Here is a 20,304-nt window from a genome sequence, read left to right on the forward strand (position 1 = left end):
ATATAATCCTTTTTAATATAAAATTCAGGGTAAGAAGCTATGCTCGTAATATTGGAACTCCATGTTAAGGCAGCTCTCACCCTGTTGATGGTCAATTGCAAGGGTTTATTTGTAAGGGGGAGAGTCGGAGGTACTCTGTTGTCCTCTTCTTTTGTAGAATGTCCAGAGCTACTCGGTGCACTTGATCTTCACTCAGGTTGAGTTGTTCGGCAATTTCCTTTTCCGAATACCCATTTTCAACACCATACCAGATCAGATCCAATATCTCGAAGGGGAGACGGAAGAAAAATTCCTCTTGAGTGCTACCTGCGCTATAAGTATCCGAAGTGGGGGGTCTTTGTTGGATTTCGGATGGAATTCCCAGGTATTTTGCCAATTGATAGACCTGGCTCTTGAATAAATGAACAATGGGACTGAAATCCACACCGCCATCGCCGTATTTCACAAAAAATCCCAGGTCGTGCTCGTTTTTGTTCGCAGTACCTGCCACGGCGTAATTTTTTCTTTCAGCGTTATAGTAAAGCATTGCCATTCGGGTGCGCTGCTTGAAATTTGATGCCGCCATAATTTGCAAAAACTCTGCTGTTGGAATTCGTTTGGTTATTTCTACCCCTTCCGGAGAGACAACCGTCAAATAGAACACATTTAAAGTTTGTTCTTCTAATAAACTGCCCGGAAGGGTGATCTTCGATTTCCAATTTCGATCAAATTGAGGGACAATACGACGGATAGCTTCATCTCTCCTTTGATAACAGCCTGCGCCTTTCAATGCTTCTGATATATCCTCAGTAATGGTATCAATTCCCAGCGAATTAGCCAATTCCATGGCTAGTTGTCTGCTGTCAGGGCTGGATTCCGATTCTGGTAAAAGTATCCCAAGCACTTTCTGGCTACCCAAAGCTCTCACACACAAAGCGGCAACAACCGATGAATCAATTCCTCCACTGATACCTACCACGACCCCACGGCGATGCAGATCCTGGAAAACAGTATTCCTTATCCATCCAGAAATTCGATCTGCTTCCTGTCGCACATCCAATTGAAGCGAATTTTTTGAAAAAACGGGTTGACTTGAATTCGTCATTCTTCCTCGAAGAGGCAATTCAATTTTGGATTTTGTCAATTATCTTGATTGGAGCAGATGTTGTTTGATTTAGAGAACCATTCCGAAGAATGAATTGATCAAACAGGAGCAAAGTAGAAATAATCCCCACAACTACCATCTCCTCAATTTCACTAAGCTGATTTTCGTTGGAAGCTTTCAGGAATAGTTTTTTTACAGCAAGTTTATTAAACAAATCACTTTTTTGAAGATTTTCTTCACTCACCAGATCGGCCAGATATTCAGGTTGATGGTTACTAAAGAAAGAGGATTTTATTGGAGCGCGATATGGTTTCTTTTTGCGTTTCCAAATTTCTGGCGGTAGAAAACCACTGGCAAATTTTCTTAAGAGGTATTTTTCGTTCAATCCTCTCAACTTATAGCCGTCGGGCAATCGGTTGCAAAACTCAACCAGGCGATAATCCAAAAACGGGAAACGCCCTTCTACGGAATGAGCCATTGCCGGTCGGTCACCTTGAGACGATAAAAGATAAGGGGACATAAAGGTGACAACTTCCAGATATTGAGCCTGTGCCAGGTGCGACCATTGTTCAAAATCAACCGGGAGATGGATTTCATCGTAATTCATGCTTTCAGTAAGGGGATCCTTAAGAAACCTCAATGATCTTGCGGTATTTTCCCAGCGGATCAGGTGAGAATAGAATGGAGAGTCGGTTTCCATCAACTTACGCTGAAAAAATGCCATCAAGAAGTCAGCCGAGCCCCTTAATCGTGGTATGTCTGGATACAATTTTTTGAAAAGCAAAGGGCGAAAAGCAGATGCCGGATCTCTGGCAACAAATCTGCGAATTTTCATTTCCTTGAATATATCGTAGCCGGCAAGAAATTCATCCGCTCCCTCACCGGTTAGGACAACTTTGTACCCATGCTCCTGGACAAGCCTGGAAAGTAAAAACATCGGAGCCGGGGAGGTGCGTAATACAGGACTTTCGGTGTGCCAAATTACGTCTGGAAACACCCTTCCGATGTCTTCTGGTGTGCACTGAACAACCTGATGCCTTGTGCCAAGATAACGAGCCATTTCTTGTTGAAAATCACTCTCATTAAATTCTTCGTTGCTAAACGCAATTGAAAAACTATCCAACGGGGTTTCAGTATATTTGCGGATAATTGCTGCAATGGTTGATGAGTCCAGGCCACCGCTCAAATATGCTCCTACTGGCACATCTGCTCGAAGTCTGATCTGAGTAGCATCAATCAACAAATCAACAAATTGCTCAAACACCTCAGTCTCACCGATCAGGCTCTGATGATCCTCCGCTTGAAAGGATAATTGCCAGTACGGTTCGATAATCATTTTATTTTCCCGGTATAGAAGGAAATGGCCGGGCGGAATTTGTTTCACATTTTCGAAGGACGTACGTGGTGGTTGCACTGCCCAATAGGTAAAAACTTGACTTAAGGCATGTTTGTCTAATTCGAGATGAAAACCTGGTACCGCAAGGAAGGATTTAATCTCAGACGCAAACATAAGAGTGGTTGAGTCACATGTATAAAATAAAGGGCGTATTCCAAGTCGATCCCTTGCGAGTAATAAGGTTTTTGTGCGGCTATCCCATATCGCAATTGCAAATTGACCATTCAAAAAATTCAGACAATCCGTTCCATACTCTTCATAAAGGTGCACAATTACTTCGGTATCGGTCTTCGTCTTGAAGCGATGTCCTTTTTGTTCAAGAGGAGGTCTTAATTCAACGTAATTAAAAATTTCCCCGTTGAAAACGATCCAAATGGTATCGTCTTCATTTGAAATTGGTTGTGACCCGCCGGCCAAATCTATGATGCTCAATCGCGCACTGGACAGACCCGTTTGTTCGTCCCGATAAATACCAAATTCATCTGGTCCGCGGTGATGAAGTGCCAGAATCATATTCTTCAACACCTCGAGAGAAATGTTGTTGGTTGGTTCATAATGGAATATTCCACTAATTCCGCACATGATTTTCTATCGAAGCTCGGTCTTCTTTATTTTTCCGGATGATGTTTTTGGAAGTTCATCTACAAATTGAACAATTTTGGGAATCATAAAATCTTCGAGGTGGTTCCTACAAAACCGAAGCACATCTGTTTCTGTAAGAGAAGAGTTGTTTTTAACAATGAACGCTTTTATGGCCTGTCCAAGCAGAGCATCTTCCACACCAATAACGGCAACTTCATGCACTCCCTCGATTTTATAAAGGACATTTTCGACTTCCTTAGGTGATACTTTTTCTCCGCGGCTTTTGATGACATCATCTTTGCGAGCGACGAAATAAAAAAATCCTTCTTCGTCCATCTTGAAAAGGTCACCCGTGTAGCATAATCTTTCCCCGGGTATCCTCCCCGGCCGAAATCGTTGTGCAGTAAGTTCCTCATCCCCCCAATACCCACGCATGACATGCCTTCCGCGCACCACCAGTTCTCCAACCTCCCCAGCGCCTAGCCGATTTCCACGTTCGTCCTCGATCCAAACCTCAGTTCCGGGAATTGCAATCCCAACCGAATCGGGTTTCGTATCAAGATAGGAGGGGGGGAGATACAGGGTTCTTTTGGTTTCAGTTAAACCGTACATTGAATACAATCGAACATGCGGAAAAGTATCTCGAATTTTCAAGATATGGGCGGGCGGAAGTGCTGCTGCTGTGTTGGTCATGTACCGAAGACTGGATAAATCGTAATCATCCAAATCCATATTGACCAGCATGGAAAAAATGGTCGGAACACCCGGAAAACCGGTTACCTTCTCTTTTTCAATCAAGTTAAGGATCTGGGCAGGAAAACTGAAACCCTTTTCTAAAACCAAGCGCCCCCCAAAAGAAAAAACCATCAAAAGCTGATAGAGGCCGTAATCAAAGGACAAAGGCAGTACATTGATCACGACATCATCTTCAGTATTCCCGATGTAAGAAGTAATGGAATTTACGGCAAAAATAATATTGCTATGATCCGACATTACACCCTTTGGCTCACCCGTACTGCCAGAGGTGTAAATCAAACAGGCCAGGTCCAGGTCAATATTTCTGGCAGGGAGACGGGTAGGGGGGTAAGTTTTGAGAAATTGTTCCCATGAGAAACATGCTGTGGTTGGTTCTGTGGTTGGTTGGTCGAGAAGCTCTCCTTCTTTAGCAATTACAACGAAGAATTTTATACTTGGGCAAGAAGCACGCATTTCCTCAATTGGAATTTTCTGGTGAGGGGATACAACCAAGGCAGATACACCACAATTATTGAGGATATAAACCAATTTATCGGTTTTGGTGGTGGCGTTGATCACAACAAAGACCGCGTCACATTTTAAAATTGCAAAAATCCCAATCACCAATTCAACGCTATTTTGCATGAATAGCGCAACCCGATCTCCTCTTTGAATTCCATTGAATCTCAGACCGTTTGCGATACGATTAGCGCGGTCTTCTATCTCGGCATAGGTGAGACGCTCATCCCCACATACAAGAGCCACTTTTTCAGGAATTCTATCCGCACTTTTTTCCAGAAATTCCTGAACCAACCGAAAGCAGGTCATTGAGAAACAACACCTTTCATCCGAAGGTAATTCGCCAGATTCCTAACCGAATCGAAGTTGGCCGGAATAATTTCCCGATCCTCGACCCGAACCCCGAATGTCTCTTCGACATAAGCAACAATCTCCATGACGTTCATCGAGTCAACAATACCATTTTCAAGGAATGAGGTCTCTTCAGAGTAAGGATATCCATCGTTTGTAAACAGAATGTTTTCCGCAATGTAGTCTTTGATCTTTTGTTCAATAGGTTGATTCATCATAAAACTCCCAACGATTGAGGTAGGATGATGCTTACGACTCGCTTTTCCCGGTTTGCCACTGGAAATGCTGCAGACCGACACTGATCGCTGATTTCATAGTAGAAAAATCAGAGAAGACCATTTTCAGGTATGTCAAAATAGGGCCAGGTCGAAGTGCCCACTCCCGAAAAGCGCGTTTTTGCCAGTAAAGGAGTTTTTCAGCCGGCAAACCGGGATAATCCAACACGGTGCCTTTGTCCATATCCACCTGTTCCCAACGCGTTCCGGGGCGGAACCAATTTTCCCGAACGACTTCAAAGAAAAACGGCGTTCCAGGATAGGGTGCAGCCACATGAAACAAGGCGATATCCAGAGGAAGTTTTTTCGAAAACTCGATGGTTTGACGAATTGACTCTTCGGTTTCGGTTGGCAAACCTATAATGAAGTATCCCCAATTCTTGATGCCGGCTTTCCTGGCCCATGTAAGGGATCTCAGAGCAGTTTCCGGATAAGCACCCTTTCGTGCATGACGTAATACTTGCTCGCTGCCCGATTCTATTCCCCAGGTCATCAAGAAACATCCCGCTTTTGCCATCAGATTGAGCATTTCCTCGTCCACGTAATCAACCCGGCTATTGCAAGTCCATTTCATGTTGATTTTGGCATCAATCATTGCTTTACAAATTCCGATAACCTGATCGCGATTTGCCGTGAACAAATCGGCATACATGTTCACGTTATTAATTCCCAGTTTTTTCAACACCCACAGTTCTTCAAGAACCTTTTCTGGGGAACGCAAACGAACGGTGTACTGATAACTCACATGCTTGATGCAGTAGATGCAACCAGCGGTACAGCCACGACTGGTGACAATAAAGGTAAAAGGTCCTTTCATCAAAGGCATGACGTACTTTTTATAGGGCAACATTTCGTGTAGTGGAATCGGGAGATCGTCCAGATCCTTGATGAAGGGACGGTTTTTGTTTAATATGATCTCATCCCCCTTGCGCCAAACAATCCCCTTGATTTCATGCATATTGACGGTTCCGTCTGCATTCAGAGCAGGGCGGTATTCAGGATCGTGCTCATTAATCAATTTTTGTATGAGGGGAGGCCGTTCATCAATTTTCCCTTCTAGATGATCAATCAGGTCTCGAAGGGTCAAATCCGGTTCTCCGACCAGCCCAATATCCAGAGCGGGGTAGGGGCGCATTGTTTCTACGGGAATCGGTGTGATATGCGTCCCGAAAACCATGGTTGTCGCCCCTCTGGCTTTTGCAAGAAAAACACCGTACATGTCATTTTCAAGTGTTGGGGCGGTGAGTTGTGAAAGATAATACTTTGGCTGATATTTTGAGATCAGGTTAGCAAATTCTTTCCAGCCCATTCGTTCTGCATTCGCATCAATAATTTGAACCTTATAGGTAGGCACGAGCAAAGCAGCCATCTGAGCGAGCGAAACTTGCGGCCACACCATGTTCTCTCTCGTTCGTCGGCCAACCCGATGTTGAGTCCGAATCCACAAGCCACCATCTGGCGTTGGAGGATTGACCAGTAAAACATCTACAGCGTCTTTACCACGCGGCTGGCTTAATAGACCGTTACGCACGATGTCATCGGCGTTGGGGAATTTTGCCATTTTCAACGGAGCTACTCGATGTGCCCCCAGATTTTTGTATTTCATTTCCATTTGCGGCTTTTCGTTCATTTTTTTTACCTCTCTAAACCCGTAATAAGTTTGAAACCGAAAAATTAACCATTCAAATCTTGACGGATAAGTAACTCGCGCTGACTAAGGTCTTCCAAGACCCGCATCAATGCCCAATAGAGAATAAGTTGAACACCAACAAGAATCATCATTGCGCTGCCAAGCAAGTACAACCAGAGTCTCTCAATTTCCCATCCAGAAATACCTAATGTCAGGCTAACGATACTGAGAACCAAACCGGCTAAAAAGGTTATGCTGCCTAATAAACCAAACCGGCTTTCCAGGGGCTTTTTAAAAATCGGTTTACCAAACAACCCTTGCCGGATATTCTTTTTGTAAAAAAGGGACACCAGGTAATTCGACGTTGCACCGAGGGCAAAGAGTGCCACTCCGGTTACTCCTGCAACCATCCCTGCAAACAAAGCGGCCACTCCCCATGGGCCAATCGTGGTATCCCCGGACAATCGAGCAACAATTAATCCGAAAATTGAGAGTAATGCGAGGAAAACACCTGCCAGTCCCATGATCCCCAAAACCCGAACTGGGTTATAGGCCATTACTGTCCACACCATAGATTGAAGGAAAAGCAATCCATCCCGTATAACACTTAACTTGGATCGTCCTATCCGTTCGCTGTATGGGATAGGAATTTCACACATGCGAATACCTTCATGAACTGCTCGGGTGCTCATGACAGGCGTTAGATTTAACCCGTTTGGCAAAGGATAAATCTGGGTTAAGATTTCTCGTTTTACCACCCGCATTCCGCTTGCCGAGTCGGTAATTTTCTGCCATCCCAGCATGGTCAATAAACCAGCAAAGAAAATATTGCCCACTCGGCGGGTTGCTGGCATTTGACTTTGTTCGCCTGCCATTCGCGAACCGATGACTAAATCCGCGCCATTGAGAGCTTGTTCACAAAGCAAGGGGAAATATTCGGGCGGGTAGGTGCCGTCAGCATCTAAGAAACCAATGAGCTCACCTTTAGCTCTGGAAAAGCCGGTCTTTAATGCCCCGCCATAACCTTTGTTGACTTCATGTTTAATAATGACCACATTGTCATCTTGGTCCGCAATTTTCTGAGCAATAACGGCAGTGTTATCCTTTGAACCATCGTCAACCACCAAAAGCTCGAGATCATCTATGCCAACTTTTCGGAGAGCCGGTCGAATTGACAGAACTCTTTCCATGATTTCAGCAATACCATTTTCTTCATTATAAGCAGGAATAACAACGGATAAGGTGCACACCTCTTACCATCCTTTCAAAAATAAACCTTTTTATCGGCGGATAATTTGACTTCTCCACTCTCTCGAATGACACGGGCAGGAACACCGCCAACAACTGTATGGGCGGGAACATCCTTTGTAACAACTGCCCCCGCTGCGACAATAGCCCCCTTTTCAACGCGAACCCCGTCCGTGATAATTGCACCCGCACCTAGCCAGACATCATCCTCTATGGTGATTCCCTCCGCAGTAATTCCCTGATCTACAAAAGGTAATTCGGGATTGCTGAAAACATGATTGACCGCTAACAATTGTGTGAACGGTGAGGTGAACACGCGATCTCCAATGTTTACACCCCCTTGCCCTCGAATAACACTGTATTCTCCGATAAGACAATTTTTTCCAATTTTTATTCCTGAGTTGGGTATTCCGCGAAAATTATAGACATGCAAGATGGCCCCATGCATTACGATGGTGTTCTCGCCAATTTGAATTCCATTGGGGCAAGCATGAAGATAAGCCCCCTGGTCGAGGTAAACCCCCTGGCCGAGATGGATTTTGTCTGCAAACCGCAAACGTACCCCATTTTCAATTGCCGCCAGACCATCCATGCGCATAATCAACCGATATAAAACCGCACGAAGTGCGATTCCGATAATTGTCGGCACCCAACCGACACTCAGGTATAAAAATTGTTCCAAAATATAGCGGAACGGATTTGAAGCCTGACGGCTCAAATAAAGACGGATTGAATTATTCTTTGAAGGGGTCAAATTTGAATGATGGTTTTTCAAAAAGGCATGCTCCGCCATTACGACACAGGATCGTAATGGCTATTGCAGTTATTACCCCTTGCCGGATGGTGTGTTACCTCACACGCATACGGTAGGTTTTTTCGTGAAGAGATAAACCTTCTTACTTTTCGATTAAATGTGCAGCGGCCAAAATGGAGGGGGTTAATGAAGTTGCCATTTTTGAAACATAATCCAGGTCTTCTTTAGAGAATTCGCCACCTTGAGGGTGAACAAGGGTGATTGAACCGAGCACCCGATCGTTTACTGATAGCGGAACAGAAACCGCAGATCGGCTCTTGGCAGGATCGCCATCCCAAGGCCTTCTCAACCACCGTTCATCTTTCGACGTATTACTTACCAGCGCTGGCTTGCGGTTCTTAATTACCCAACCTGCCAAACCGTGCTGGCTGATTTCAGCCAGTTGTTCCATTGGGGGGTTTGACACCTGACCTTCACGGACAGTCGCACCTGCAATCACATTTCCCTTTTGATCCAGTAAAATCAGTGTTCCACTGCTTGCTCCAGTGCTACATAATGCAATTTGCAGCATGTAACCCAAACTATGTTCTTCTGTGACAGAGGGAATCATTTTTACATCTGGATTTCCCTCCACATCTTCATTGCCGTGAATTGCGCTATCGAATAAAGATTCAGCCAGTGATTTTGGCTCTTTTAGAGGGGTATCAACCGGTTCAGAGAACTGAGAGACCGTAATTTCTGCCATCCTTAACAATGAATAACAGATGACATGTTCAATCGAAAGGTGCAGGTCCTCGATATGCTGGACATTCTGAGAAGGTACACGAATTTCCAGATTGGCAATTTTTCCAAGTTTTCCACCGTTGTAACCAGTCATACCTACGGTAAAAGCACCGACCTTATTGGCTAGCTCAACCGCATGGATTACATTCTCAGAATTACCACTGGTTGAAATCCCAATGACGATATCATTGGGCTGAACAAAATTTCTTAATTGATCCACAAAAACATTCTCATATCCATGGTCATTTGCAAGGGCTGAAAAGATGGACATGTTATCGGACAAGCCAATCACCTTGAAACCGGGTAAATCAGGGAAGGCGGTATTTTTGGCCAGGTCACATACAAAGTGAGATGCGGTAGAAGCGCTTCCGCCATTACCCATGATGAAAATCTGCCGGCCGTTCAATCGCGCATTGTGAAGAATATGCACCAATTGATCAATTTTTTCTGCAGGTAGTTTCTGAATTGTTTGATCTAACTCTGACATATATTCTCGAATGTACTCGATCATTTCAACCTCCTCCAGACAATGCAGCGTTCAGTCTGCTAGCGTCGGTAATTGAATATGGTTTTTGAACCATCCGGTTCAAGTCGAATGGGTACTTCGCGTAGACCATTCAGCGAACTTCGTACCGCATCACGTTTTTCGTAAGGACAATACAGAAGTAAAAAACCACCTCCACCGGCTCCGGTCACCTTACCGCCTAATGCTCCGGCTTTGCGGGCAGTTTTGTAAATCTCCTCGATTTGACCGTTACTGATTTTGCTGGCGAGTTGTTTTTTGTATTGCCAGCTTTCGTGAAGTAGAGTCCCGATTACATCAATGTTTCCCTTTTCGAGTTCTTCTTTTGCAACATAAGCCAATTCTTTCAACTGACGTAAAGTTTTTTTATTTTCATGAATGTTATCTTGTTGTTCTGAAAGGATGCTTGCCGCTTGTCTTGTAGTACCGGTAAAGTACAACAGAAGGTTTTCATTCAAACGCGTCATTGAAACTTCATCCAACGGCAATTTATAATTACACACCTCACCGCTGTTTGAAAATTCAAAAAATCGCAATCCTCCGTAAGCAGCAATATACTGATCTTGCACTCCTATTGGTTTCTTCAGAATGTCAATCTCAATTTCACAAGCCTCTCTGGCCAATTGTTCAGCATTGATGGAGCAATTAAGGTAAGTGTACATCGCGTGAAGAGCCCCAACAGTTACGGTACTGGAAGAGCCAAGCCCTGAACCGGAAGGAATATCACCCATGGTAGTGATCTCCACCCCTTTGGTGATTCCAACTTTTCTCAGGGCTTCACGAATCAATTCATGTTGGAGGTCATTGATGTCTTCAACAATTTCAGTTCGTGTGTAACCAACGCGCAGAAAATCATCAAACCTGCGCTTTATGGTTACAAAAATGTATTTGTCAATCGCAGATGACAAAACACAACCTCCTTCTTCCATGAAGTAAGAAGGAAAATCCGTTCCCCCCCCAAAAAAACTGATTCGTAAGGGAGTTTGAACAATAATCAATTCACCAGCTCCGTTTGTCTGAAAAACTCGACCGTTTTACTGAGACCTTGCAGGAGTGAAGTCTTCGGTTTCCAGCCCGTTTCAGCCTGAAATTTGGTACTATCCAGATAAATCCTTCGTGTTTCGCCCAACCTCGCAGGACCAAATTGAACCTCTTTTGTGTAATGGGTGATTACTTTCAGACCCTCAAAGATTTGAATCACGTTAGTTGGCTGCCCTGTTCCAAGGTTGTATACATAGCCACCGGAATTTAAAGAGAGAGCAAGGCGATTGGCTTCAGCAACATCGTCCACAAAAACAAAATCCCTCTCCTGCAATCCATCACCATGAATAGTAACCGCTTCATTGCGAGACATCTGGCCAGTAAATATGGCTACTACGCCGGCTTCACCTTTGGGATCCTGACGAGGACCATACACATTCGGGTAACGAAAAACGACATAATCCAATCCATACATCACGCGGTACATGTACAAATAAAGTTCAGTCATGTACTTGGTCGCACCATACTGGCAAATCGGCTGAATGGGATGTTCCTCGTCGCAAGGAAGATACTTTGGCTCGCCATAAACCGTTCCTCCAGAGGAAGCATAAATGAATTGCCGTACATCATATTTACGAGCGCATTCCAACACATTCAGAGATCCCTTCACATTTACATCCGCATCATAGAGAGGGTCAGCGACAGACCGCCGTACATCCATCTGAGCCGCATGATGATTGACAACGTCAGGGCGCTCCTTCTCGAATATCTGGGAAAGGTTTGAACTGCGAATATCCAGCTGATAGAAAGTGGCTGCAGGATTGATGTTGGTGTATCTGCCGGTCACCAGATTGTCTACAATGACAACATCATGCCCATCTTGAAGGAGCAAGTCAACTACCGTTGACCCAATAAAACCAGCCCCGCCTGTTACAAGAATTTTCATGATGGTTAGCCTTTCTAATATGCGCCGCGTTTGCTGAGTATAGCGGGTATGGTTTGGATGATCAACTGAATGTCCATCCAGATGTTCCAGTTGCGTATGTAATACATATCAAAACGTACCCGTTCTTGGTAACTGACATCCGAACGGCCCGAGACTTGCCATTTTCCGGTGATGCCGGGTTTTACAGTCAGCAGATTGATTCCCCATTTTTTATACTCTTCCAATTCAGGGGCTGTAATCATTCGTGGTCCAACCAGGGACATCTCGTTTCTCAGAACATTAAACAATTGAGGAAGCTCGTCCAGACTGGTTTTTCTTAAAATCCGGCCTATCCGGGTAATTCGAGGATCGTCTTTGATTTTATGGTATCTGACTAATTCCTCTTTTTTTTCTGGATACTGTTCTAAAACATCATCCCCATTGATGACCATGGTTCGAAATTTGAAGGCATCAAATTCTTTCCCATTTACTCCCAGAACACGCCTACGATGGATAACCGGGCCGGGAGAATCCAGTTTAATGGCTACTGCAATGAGTAGAAGCAGAGGGGATATCAATATGAGTAACGGGATAGACACCCCATAATCTAATGCAGCTTTTAGCACTTGTTCACTACCGGTCAATCTCACTTTGTTGACTTCCACAAGTGGGACCCACGCAAATTCCCGAACGCTCAAACCTGTTGTGATGATCTCGTAAAGGCCGGAAGATATTCGCAATTTGGCTTTATCCGAGGTTCCGAATTTTTCAAAAATATCCAGTAATTCTTCGCGGCTTAAGGCACTGCTGGTGAGAATCACTTCATCAATGCGATGCCTTTCGATCAAGTCCCCCAATTGTCGAATCTCTCCCAAGATTCTAAGTCCTTTATCGTTACCTGTTGGATTGTCGGTATTTGTGACAAAACCAAGCAGGCTCAATCCCGAATGACGAACATCGCTCAATTGTTGAGCCATTTCGGCAGATTCCTGGTTGTAACCTACAATTACAGCCCTTGATAAGAAGTAACCATAAGTTCTCAAGAAGTAAGCCACACGCCGGAGCAGAAATCTTCCCAACGCCGTAAAGAAAAATGCCGAAAGCCAAGCTATCAAAATCCAACCCCGCGCAAATACAATGCGAGGCTCAAAATAGCCAACTGCAATGACAATAATCATCGCAAGGGTATTTGCTTCAAACAGCAGATGATATTCTCGCACCCCGCCAAGTAAGTTCTCCCGTTTATACAGACCCCTCAGTAGAAAAACTGCCAGCCAGGTGGGTATAATCAGTAAAATTAATCCTTCATAATAGTCAACAGATGTCAGGGCTCTTGGATCGAATATGGGCAAGGTCAACTCAAACCGAATTAAGTAAGCAAACCGGAGACCCAATCCAATATTCAAACCATCGCTGATCAACAATATCACACTAAACAGCAACCACTCCCAATAGCGTGAACGAGTTTTGGTAGCAGTAGTAGATAATAAAGTCTTTTCACGGATTTGGTCTTTGGTTAATTCTTTTTCGGTCAGGTAAGAGGAACGCATAAAGACCACCTTATCGAATTTCACATAAGCCGATTTGGAGAAGTTCTAAAGGATTGATAAATTTCCAAAATTCGGCGAGATAATAAAATTAATAATCTTTATAAAAATTGTACAACACCCAAAAGCCCAGTCAATCTTTTATAAACAAATTCTAAAAAAAGAATAAGAAATACCAAACCAACTATAAGAATTGATGCGTAAAAAAGTATTATGAAAAGTTCAGAAAAAAGGGGGAGGGGGGATTAATAGATTAAATGCCACGAATAATAAAGTCTTTTTGGCAGTTTTTTCCCGATCGAAACCATTCAAAAATGTGTTTAAATCACGTGAAAAACGATTCGATGAATCAAAAATGAGCCAATGGGGCATGGATCGGATAAAATATATACCCAATATAATATATCTTATCATGGGTTATACAAATGTTTTACCCTTTTTGTGTGTCCAAATGGGTCTATTTAGCCACAATTCGGCTTAGGAATCTTCTACCCAGCCAAACTTTTAATGAAAAACCCTGCTTCTTCTAAAGCCAATCGCACTCTCCAAACAATTTCTTTAGCACTCGGAGAATCTCCGTGAATACACAGTGTGTCCACCTTAAGGGTTGTGTTTGAATTTTCCGATTGGATTGCAATCCCCTCGCTTGCCAAACACACGGCTTGTTGAGCAGCTTTCAGCGGATCATGGATGATTGAGCCAGCCCAACCGCGTGGCATTAACCTTCCATCTTGAAGATAACCACGCTCTATAAACCCCTCATTTGCCGTTTTCATACCATATTCCAACCCCATTGTTACCAAAACCGACCCGGCCAGACCGACAATGATTAATTCACGGCTAAAACGCCTGACTGCAAGGACAATGGCCTTGGCTACTTGAGCATCCTCGGCTGCCTGATTGTAAAGCGCTCCATGTGGTTTAACGTGGGTCATTTCTGCGCCACTCGCCCGAACGAAACTCCACAAGGCTCCAATCTGGTACAAAACCATCGCTTCCACCTCTTCTGGTGCCATTTCCATCTTACGCCGCCCAAAACCTTGCAGGTCCGGATAACCGGGATGTGCGCCGATTGCCAGATGATGTTTAACCGCTTTCTCGACCGTTTTTTGGATTACAACTGGATCACCCGCGTGGAAACCACACGCCAGATTAACTGAACTCAGAAAAGGCATCAGATCTTCGTCCATTCCCAATGTGTACCGTCCAAAACTTTCACCCATGTCGCAATTAAGATCAATCGTTTTCATTGAATAGATCCAGCCCTTTCCCAAAGTTCCGAGTTGTATGGATCAGTATCCAAAAATTCGAGCCTTCGACTCAAAACCATATACGCTTCTCTTGCTTGTTCAGGAGAAACCGAGCAAAACTGAATCTGACTTCTGAGAGGTTCGCATTGCGCTAACAGGGGTAAATCTGCCCGTATCACCACACCTATAATTGGATAACCACCGCTGGTTGGAGAATCCGCCATCATGACAATTGGTTCTCCATTGGGGGGAATCTGAATTGCCCCAGGGAGCATTCCCAAGGAGATCAAATTGCCCGAGAAATTCACTGTTAATGGTTCGCCTTGCAGTCTGTACCCGCTTCGGTTAGACGAAGAAGAAATCACATAAGTTTTCTGAAAAAACGAATTATAAACATCTTGATTGAACCAACTGGAGTGCGGCCCAACCACAACTCGGATAACAGGATCGGGTTGATAGTATTGAATCGCCTCGATTGAAAAAGAACGATCGCGTATCCCTTCCTGGCCCTTTACGGGTTCGCCAATTTTCAATTGATCCCCCTTCATGAGAAAGCGCCCAAACCCACCGCCGAAACCACCCACCAGGGATGTTGAGCGCGACCCCATGAGAGGCTTTACATCAATTCCTCCATGAAATGCAATGACTGCCCACATCCCACCCCCTTCGTGATCAACTTGGACGATTTGACCCGATTGCACTGCGATGGATTGCCACAGGCTCATCAATTGTCCATCCAGTCGAAGAGAAAACCCTTTCCCACACACGGCCATCAACAAATTTTTCAACGCTCGAAATCGAAAACCGCCCAATCCGATCTCAATACACGCCAATTCATCTGGATTTCCAACCAGCCTGTTGGCTGCTCGCAAGGCGAATTCGTCCACTGCACCGCTGCGCGGTACTCCAAACTGTCCCCAACCATATCGCCCCAAATCCTGGATTGTCGAGAAATAGCCGCCGTCTAAAATTTCAATCATGGCTAATGATGTCATTCCCAACAGGTATAAATCGTAGTCGGTCCCCTGGTTTGAGCAAAAAATAGGGAGCTTCTTCAGGATTGAACAATTGCACAGGAGTCCAACCAATCAATTGCCAGCCGCCAGCCGATTCGTTTGGATAAATTCCAGTTTGATTTCCAGCAATGCCCACCGAGCCGGCTGGTACACGGGTTCGGGGTGAAGAAAGACGCGGGGTGGCAATCCTTGGATTCATTCCGCCAAGATACGGAAAACCGGGACTAAAACCCATCATGAATACTGTATATTCCCCCTCACTATGAAGGCGGATTACCTCGGCGGGAGTTAAGCGGTTGTATTCAGCCACAAAATCCAGATCAGGCCCATAATCTCCCCCATAAATTGTTGGTATCTCTATCATCTTGCCTCGACGATAGAATGCCATCTGTATTCGATCTAGCCCTTCAAATATCATATTGTAAAGAGTATCTAAATCAACCTGAAAAGGGTCAAATTCGATAAGCAATGAGGCATAGGCGGGAATCAATTCCCTGATTCCATGGATATTTGAAAGGCGCAACCATTCACTTAAGTGGTGAACTCGCCGATTCACCTCGAAATCAATTTTATCTCCAAGAATGACCAGCAATCCGTATTCACCGAATGGCTCAATGTGAAAATGGGTTCTCATGGAATTAAACCCGATTTTGCGTTTGTGTTCAAAACGCGCGATCAAATAGGGTCAGCGCCGCACGTGACCGTCACCCACAATGACCCACTTGTATGATGTAAGTTCCTTCAATCCCATCGGTCCACGCGCATGAATTTTTTGCGTCGAAACCGCAACCTCGGCACCCAACCCCAATTGTCCTCCATCAGTAAACCGAGTACTGGCATTAACATAAACCGCGGCCGAGTCCACTCTTTGGATAAACATTTCGATATTTTCTGGGCTGGTGGATAGTATACCATCGGAGTGAGCAGTTGAATGCTGTTCAATGTGCTCTATGGCTTCATCTATATTATCCACAATTTTTACCCCAAGCACCAGAGATAACCACTCTGTATCAAAATCCCCTTCCCCTGCCACTTGATATACCCTCGATGGTTGTAAATTGAGCAGCTTTAAAACGGATTGATCTAAACGAAACGTCACGCCGGCATTACTCAATTGCTCAAAAACCTTGGGTAAAATTGTGCGAGCGATACCACGATGGACAAGCAATGTATCCAAAGCATTACATACCGTTGGTCTTTGAACTTTCGCATTGAAGATGACCTCAACAGACTTTTCAACATCAGCGCTTTCATCAACAAATAAATGGCAGATTCCGATACCGCCAACGATTACCGGTATCTGGCTATTTTCTCTACAAAATTGATGTAATTTTGCACCACCGCGAGGAATAATCAGGTCAACATAGGATGGCATCTTCAGTAAATCCAGTACATAACGACGCTCAGGACTCTCAATCAATTGAACTACCTGTGAAGGTAAACCCTGCTTTTGCAATGCCATCTGGATGATTTCTACCAATGCCCGGTTGCTCTCAATCGTTTCACTCCCTCCCCTAAGAATAACCGCATTACCAGACTTGAGCGCAAGGCAAGAAACATCAATTGTCACATTTGGTCTGGATTCGTAAATCACTCCCAAGACCCCGATTGGTACCCGCAGTTTACGAACTTGCAGCCCGTTTGGTAACACTTGTTCATCCAAAATCTCTTTGAGCGGGTCAGGCAGGTCTATGACTCGTTGAATATCGGCTACTATTCCTTCCAATCGAGAAGGAGTAATCAATAGGCGGTCTATCATTGCATCTGAAAGACCCTGCTGACGAGCATTTTCCACATCTTTTTCATTGGCCGCCAATATATTGGTTTGTTTCTCTAACAACAATTGGCCAATATCCCGTAAAACATTATTTCGTTGTTCGGTCGGGGTTATTGAAAGTATCCTCGCACTACTCCTGGCTCGTTTTCCGATTTCACTTAAGTCAACCATTGCAATTCCTCTCGATGGATTGGATCATCACTAAATTATTGCGGTGGATTACCTCATCCCCGTAGGTATACCCTAAAATTGTTTCTATTTCGGTGGATTGGTGTCCGATCAATTTTTCCAAATCACGAGCTGCATAATTGGTAATGCCCATTGCAACCGAACTGGCCTTTCCGCACAACACTTCAACGGCATCCCCCCGTTCAAAATCCCCCGACACTTTGGTAATCCCAATGGGCAATAAACTCCGTCCTCTAATCAGAGCCAGTTCTGCACCTGCATCAATGTAAATTTGTCCGTTGCCTTTTGCGGCAGTCAGAATGTATCGTTTTCTTGCTTCTATTTTGTTTAATACAGGTGAGAAATAGGTACCGATTGGCTCGTTATTGACTATGCGCAATATATTAAGTGGCACACTTCCGGAAGCGACTACGACAGCACAGCCTGAGCGACGCGCCAGATCAGCTGCTTGAAGTTTTGTAATCATACCACCTGTACCCACCCCACTAACACTGCCACCAGCCGCAGCCCACATTTCAGGAGGTATTTCAGCGCTCTCGATTCGACCGAATAGTCTTGCATGAGGATTTCGACGTGGGTCTTGATCATAAACGCCGTCCTGATCGGTTAGTAAAATCAACAAATCCGCCTCGATCAGACTTGCCACCTGAGCAGAAAGATTGTCGTTATCCCCAAAACGGATTTCTTCAGTAGCGACGGTGTCATTTTCATTGATGATGGGTATAACAGATTGATGGATCAGCGCCTCAAGGGTGCTGCGAGCATTCAGGTAACGCCGCCGGTCAGTTAAGTCTGCTCTGGTGAGCAGCACCTGGGCAACTTTTTCTTCGTAGATGGCAAAAAAGCGTTCGTACATTTCCATCAAACGAGGTTGCCCAATTGCAGCCAGCATTTGTTTCGCGGGTATGAATTTAGGTAATTCAGGGTACCCTAAAGCCTCTCTGCCGGCGGCGATTGCACCCGAGGAAACCAGCAAAACCTGAATCCCGCTTTGTTTTAATTGACAAATCGCTTTGACCAGATCAATCACCCTCGGGGGCGAAATGTGCCTTCCACCCGCTGTAAGTGTAGAAGATCCTACTTTTATTACGACTCGCTGATAATTCATTGGGCTTGTTCGATCCTAAGAGATGAGTTTCAATAAAGCCTTGGCAGCCATCAAAGGACCTTCCTGTTCCTTACCAGGGACACCCAGTTGGGTTCTTAATTCTCCGACAAACACATTTTGTTTAAATAACTGATCAAAATATCGGACAGCCAATTCTTCATGCAAATCCTGATATTGAGGCGGGCCGAAGATATTTGCAAAGTAACTGTGCACCAGACCCTTTGTGTTGGTAGTCCCCTTACTCATTACCGCTCCGGAGCGGAACACTTCAAGTGCATCTTGAGCATTTTCAAAACGGCGAATAATCGGATAGTCCTGATCAACCACCTCGTAGTTATTGGCATACAAGAATACATCCACTGGGTAGCCGCGCATGACTTCATCATACGTCGTAATCGGGATAACTACCCGAGCGTTGGTCTGATCCGGATTCATAATAATCGTGCGGTCAATTTGCCCCCACGCATAACCCGACTGAAGGTCATCCAATCTCACAAACGCCCCAATTTCTGTACCAAAACCTGCAACTTTTCCACTCGAGTCAATTTGAAGAGAGCCCATATCATCTGCAATGGGAATTAATTCTTCAACCTCATCACCGGCTATTTGTCGTAACGCTTCCAGAGTTTCAGATTTTCCAGCACCTGTGTCTCCTACAATTAACACATTGGATTCCTTGCCTGAGCGCATGCGTATGTGAAAATAAGCCCCATGATAAGGCAGCCGGCCTCTTTTCATCACAATAATATTATGCAAGGTCAACACCATTTTCTTTAGATAACCAAAATATCCAAATTCATCTCGACAAGGCACGGCAGCTACCAGCATGTGATTTTCTTCGTCGTCGTAGAAGATCGTTTGACTTTGACCCTCCATTAATCCGGGGATTTCTGGAACGCCAAACAGGTATATGGCATCGGGTTGCTGAGTAATCTGGTCACTCTCGGCCAGCTCAAATAAATTACATAAAGAAAATCCCAGCTCAAAGAAGCGCATCGAAAAATAGATCATGACAACCAGATCACCAACCTTCGCTGGATAACAGACCCATTCTTCCGGATCCAAATGCAAGCCCCGTACCGGATTGAAATTTACCCGCTCGAACATGCCTTTTCTTTTGTTTGAAGGTGAGTTGAAAATCATTGGCGGGTAAATCATGATTTGTCGGATAATCGAGATGTTTTTTAAGGCGGTATAATCGCCATTCGGGTATGGAATTGGCGCAGGTAATGCAATTGCGCCAATTTCGACGCCCGCACTCACCTGCCGATAAACACGCGGATGACTTCCGGTAATGTTTTCCTGAATATCCCGATAAGTGCTGCGCACAACATGCATCAACCGCTCAACCGTTTCGGCAAAGGTGCGGTAAGGACGCCGATCCATTTCATCCAGCGTTCGATCGCAAATCAGGACACGATGGAGACTCCGCCAGTAGTTGTATAAATTTTCAACAAAATCATAGATTAAATCGCGTTCGGTCAAGAACTTCCTGGCCGGTTCATGAACTTTAATCACCAAATCGGCGGGTAACTTGACCAGAAAGCGAAAAGTATCAATCATTTCGGTAATCGCCTTTTCGGAAACCTGACGATTTGGGAACAAATTCAAGAATCGGGATTCTCGCTTTT

General features: G+C 44.6%; 17 protein-coding genes. All 17 read right to left on the reverse strand.

Annotated features, from left to right (window positions below):
* Window positions 1-91: 91 nt before the first annotated feature.
* Complete coding sequence (gene nadE, locus AC812_RS02190) at window positions 92-1,084, reverse strand: NAD(+) synthase (protein WP_061916461.1); 993 nt, start codon at window positions 1,082-1,084, stop codon at window positions 92-94.
* A 19-nt stretch (window positions 1,085-1,103) separates the two neighbouring features.
* Window positions 1,104-3,062 carry an asparagine synthase (glutamine-hydrolyzing) gene (asnB, locus tag AC812_RS02195; RefSeq protein WP_061916458.1) on the reverse strand — a complete coding sequence of 653 codons (1,959 nt, stop codon included), beginning with the start codon at window positions 3,060-3,062 and terminating at the stop codon, window positions 1,104-1,106.
* Between the two features lie 6 nt (window positions 3,063-3,068).
* A complete protein-coding gene (locus tag AC812_RS02200) occupies window positions 3,069-4,625 on the reverse strand; it encodes a class I adenylate-forming enzyme family protein (RefSeq protein WP_061916456.1) in 1,557 nt (518 codons plus the stop codon).
* Complete coding sequence (locus AC812_RS02205) at window positions 4,622-4,882, reverse strand: acyl carrier protein (RefSeq protein WP_061916453.1); 261 nt, start codon at window positions 4,880-4,882, stop codon at window positions 4,622-4,624. Before AC812_RS02205 ends, AC812_RS02200 begins: the two co-directional genes overlap by 4 nt.
* A 34-nt stretch (window positions 4,883-4,916) precedes the next feature.
* Window positions 4,917-6,572, reverse strand: a complete 1,656-nt coding sequence (locus AC812_RS02210; protein ID WP_061916450.1) for a B12-binding domain-containing radical SAM protein — start codon at window positions 6,570-6,572, stop codon at window positions 4,917-4,919.
* Between the two features lie 44 nt (window positions 6,573-6,616).
* Window positions 6,617-7,822, reverse strand: coding sequence for a glycosyltransferase family 2 protein (locus AC812_RS02215; protein WP_061916447.1), 1,206 nt, complete (start codon window positions 7,820-7,822; stop codon window positions 6,617-6,619).
* 14 nt (window positions 7,823-7,836) lie between these two features.
* Window positions 7,837-8,613, reverse strand: a complete 777-nt coding sequence (locus AC812_RS02220; protein ID WP_061916444.1) for an acyltransferase — start codon at window positions 8,611-8,613, stop codon at window positions 7,837-7,839.
* 103 nt (window positions 8,614-8,716) lie between these two features.
* Entirely contained in the window at window positions 8,717-9,868 is a 1,152-nt protein-coding gene (locus AC812_RS02225) for an SIS domain-containing protein (protein ID WP_061916441.1), read from the reverse strand.
* Between the two features lie 35 nt (window positions 9,869-9,903).
* Window positions 9,904-10,878, reverse strand: a complete 975-nt coding sequence (locus AC812_RS02230) for a GHMP family kinase ATP-binding protein (protein WP_061916438.1) — start codon at window positions 10,876-10,878, stop codon at window positions 9,904-9,906.
* Window positions 10,875-11,807, reverse strand: coding sequence for an NAD-dependent epimerase/dehydratase family protein (locus tag AC812_RS02235; protein WP_061916435.1), 933 nt, complete (start codon window positions 11,805-11,807; stop codon window positions 10,875-10,877). Before AC812_RS02235 ends, AC812_RS02230 begins: the two co-directional genes overlap by 4 nt.
* A gap of 14 nt (window positions 11,808-11,821) precedes the next feature.
* The gene (locus tag AC812_RS02240; RefSeq protein ID WP_061916432.1) at window positions 11,822-13,336 is read right to left on the reverse strand and encodes a sugar transferase; all 1,515 of its coding nucleotides are present in this window, start codon (window positions 13,334-13,336) and stop codon (window positions 11,822-11,824) included.
* A gap of 485 nt (window positions 13,337-13,821) precedes the next feature.
* The gene (locus AC812_RS02245; RefSeq protein WP_061916429.1) at window positions 13,822-14,583 is read right to left on the reverse strand and encodes a LamB/YcsF family protein; all 762 of its coding nucleotides are present in this window, start codon (window positions 14,581-14,583) and stop codon (window positions 13,822-13,824) included.
* Window positions 14,580-15,578, reverse strand: a complete 999-nt coding sequence (locus tag AC812_RS02250) for a 5-oxoprolinase/urea amidolyase family protein (protein ID WP_082149069.1) — start codon at window positions 15,576-15,578, stop codon at window positions 14,580-14,582. The genes AC812_RS02245 and AC812_RS02250 overlap by 4 nt, the downstream gene beginning before the upstream one ends.
* On the reverse strand, window positions 15,556-16,233 hold the full coding sequence (gene pxpB / locus AC812_RS02255; RefSeq protein WP_061916668.1) for a 5-oxoprolinase subunit PxpB: 678 nt from the start codon (window positions 16,231-16,233) through the stop codon (window positions 15,556-15,558). The genes AC812_RS02250 and pxpB overlap by 23 nt, the downstream gene beginning before the upstream one ends.
* Before the next feature lie 51 nt (window positions 16,234-16,284).
* Entirely contained in the window at window positions 16,285-17,547 is a 1,263-nt protein-coding gene (locus tag AC812_RS02260; RefSeq protein ID WP_062158767.1) for a glutamate-5-semialdehyde dehydrogenase, read from the reverse strand.
* Entirely contained in the window at window positions 17,540-18,673 is a 1,134-nt protein-coding gene (gene proB, locus AC812_RS02265) for a glutamate 5-kinase (protein ID WP_061916423.1), read from the reverse strand. The genes AC812_RS02260 and proB overlap by 8 nt, the downstream gene beginning before the upstream one ends.
* 15 nt (window positions 18,674-18,688) lie before the next feature.
* Window positions 18,689-20,158 carry a phosphoenolpyruvate carboxykinase gene (locus tag AC812_RS02270; protein ID WP_145962558.1) on the reverse strand — a complete coding sequence of 490 codons (1,470 nt, stop codon included), beginning with the start codon at window positions 20,156-20,158 and terminating at the stop codon, window positions 18,689-18,691.
* Window positions 20,159-20,304: the final 146 nt, after the last annotated feature.

This window comes from Bellilinea caldifistulae (assembly GCF_001306055.1).
Lineage (GTDB): Bacteria > Chloroflexota > Anaerolineae > Anaerolineales > Anaerolineaceae > Bellilinea > Bellilinea caldifistulae.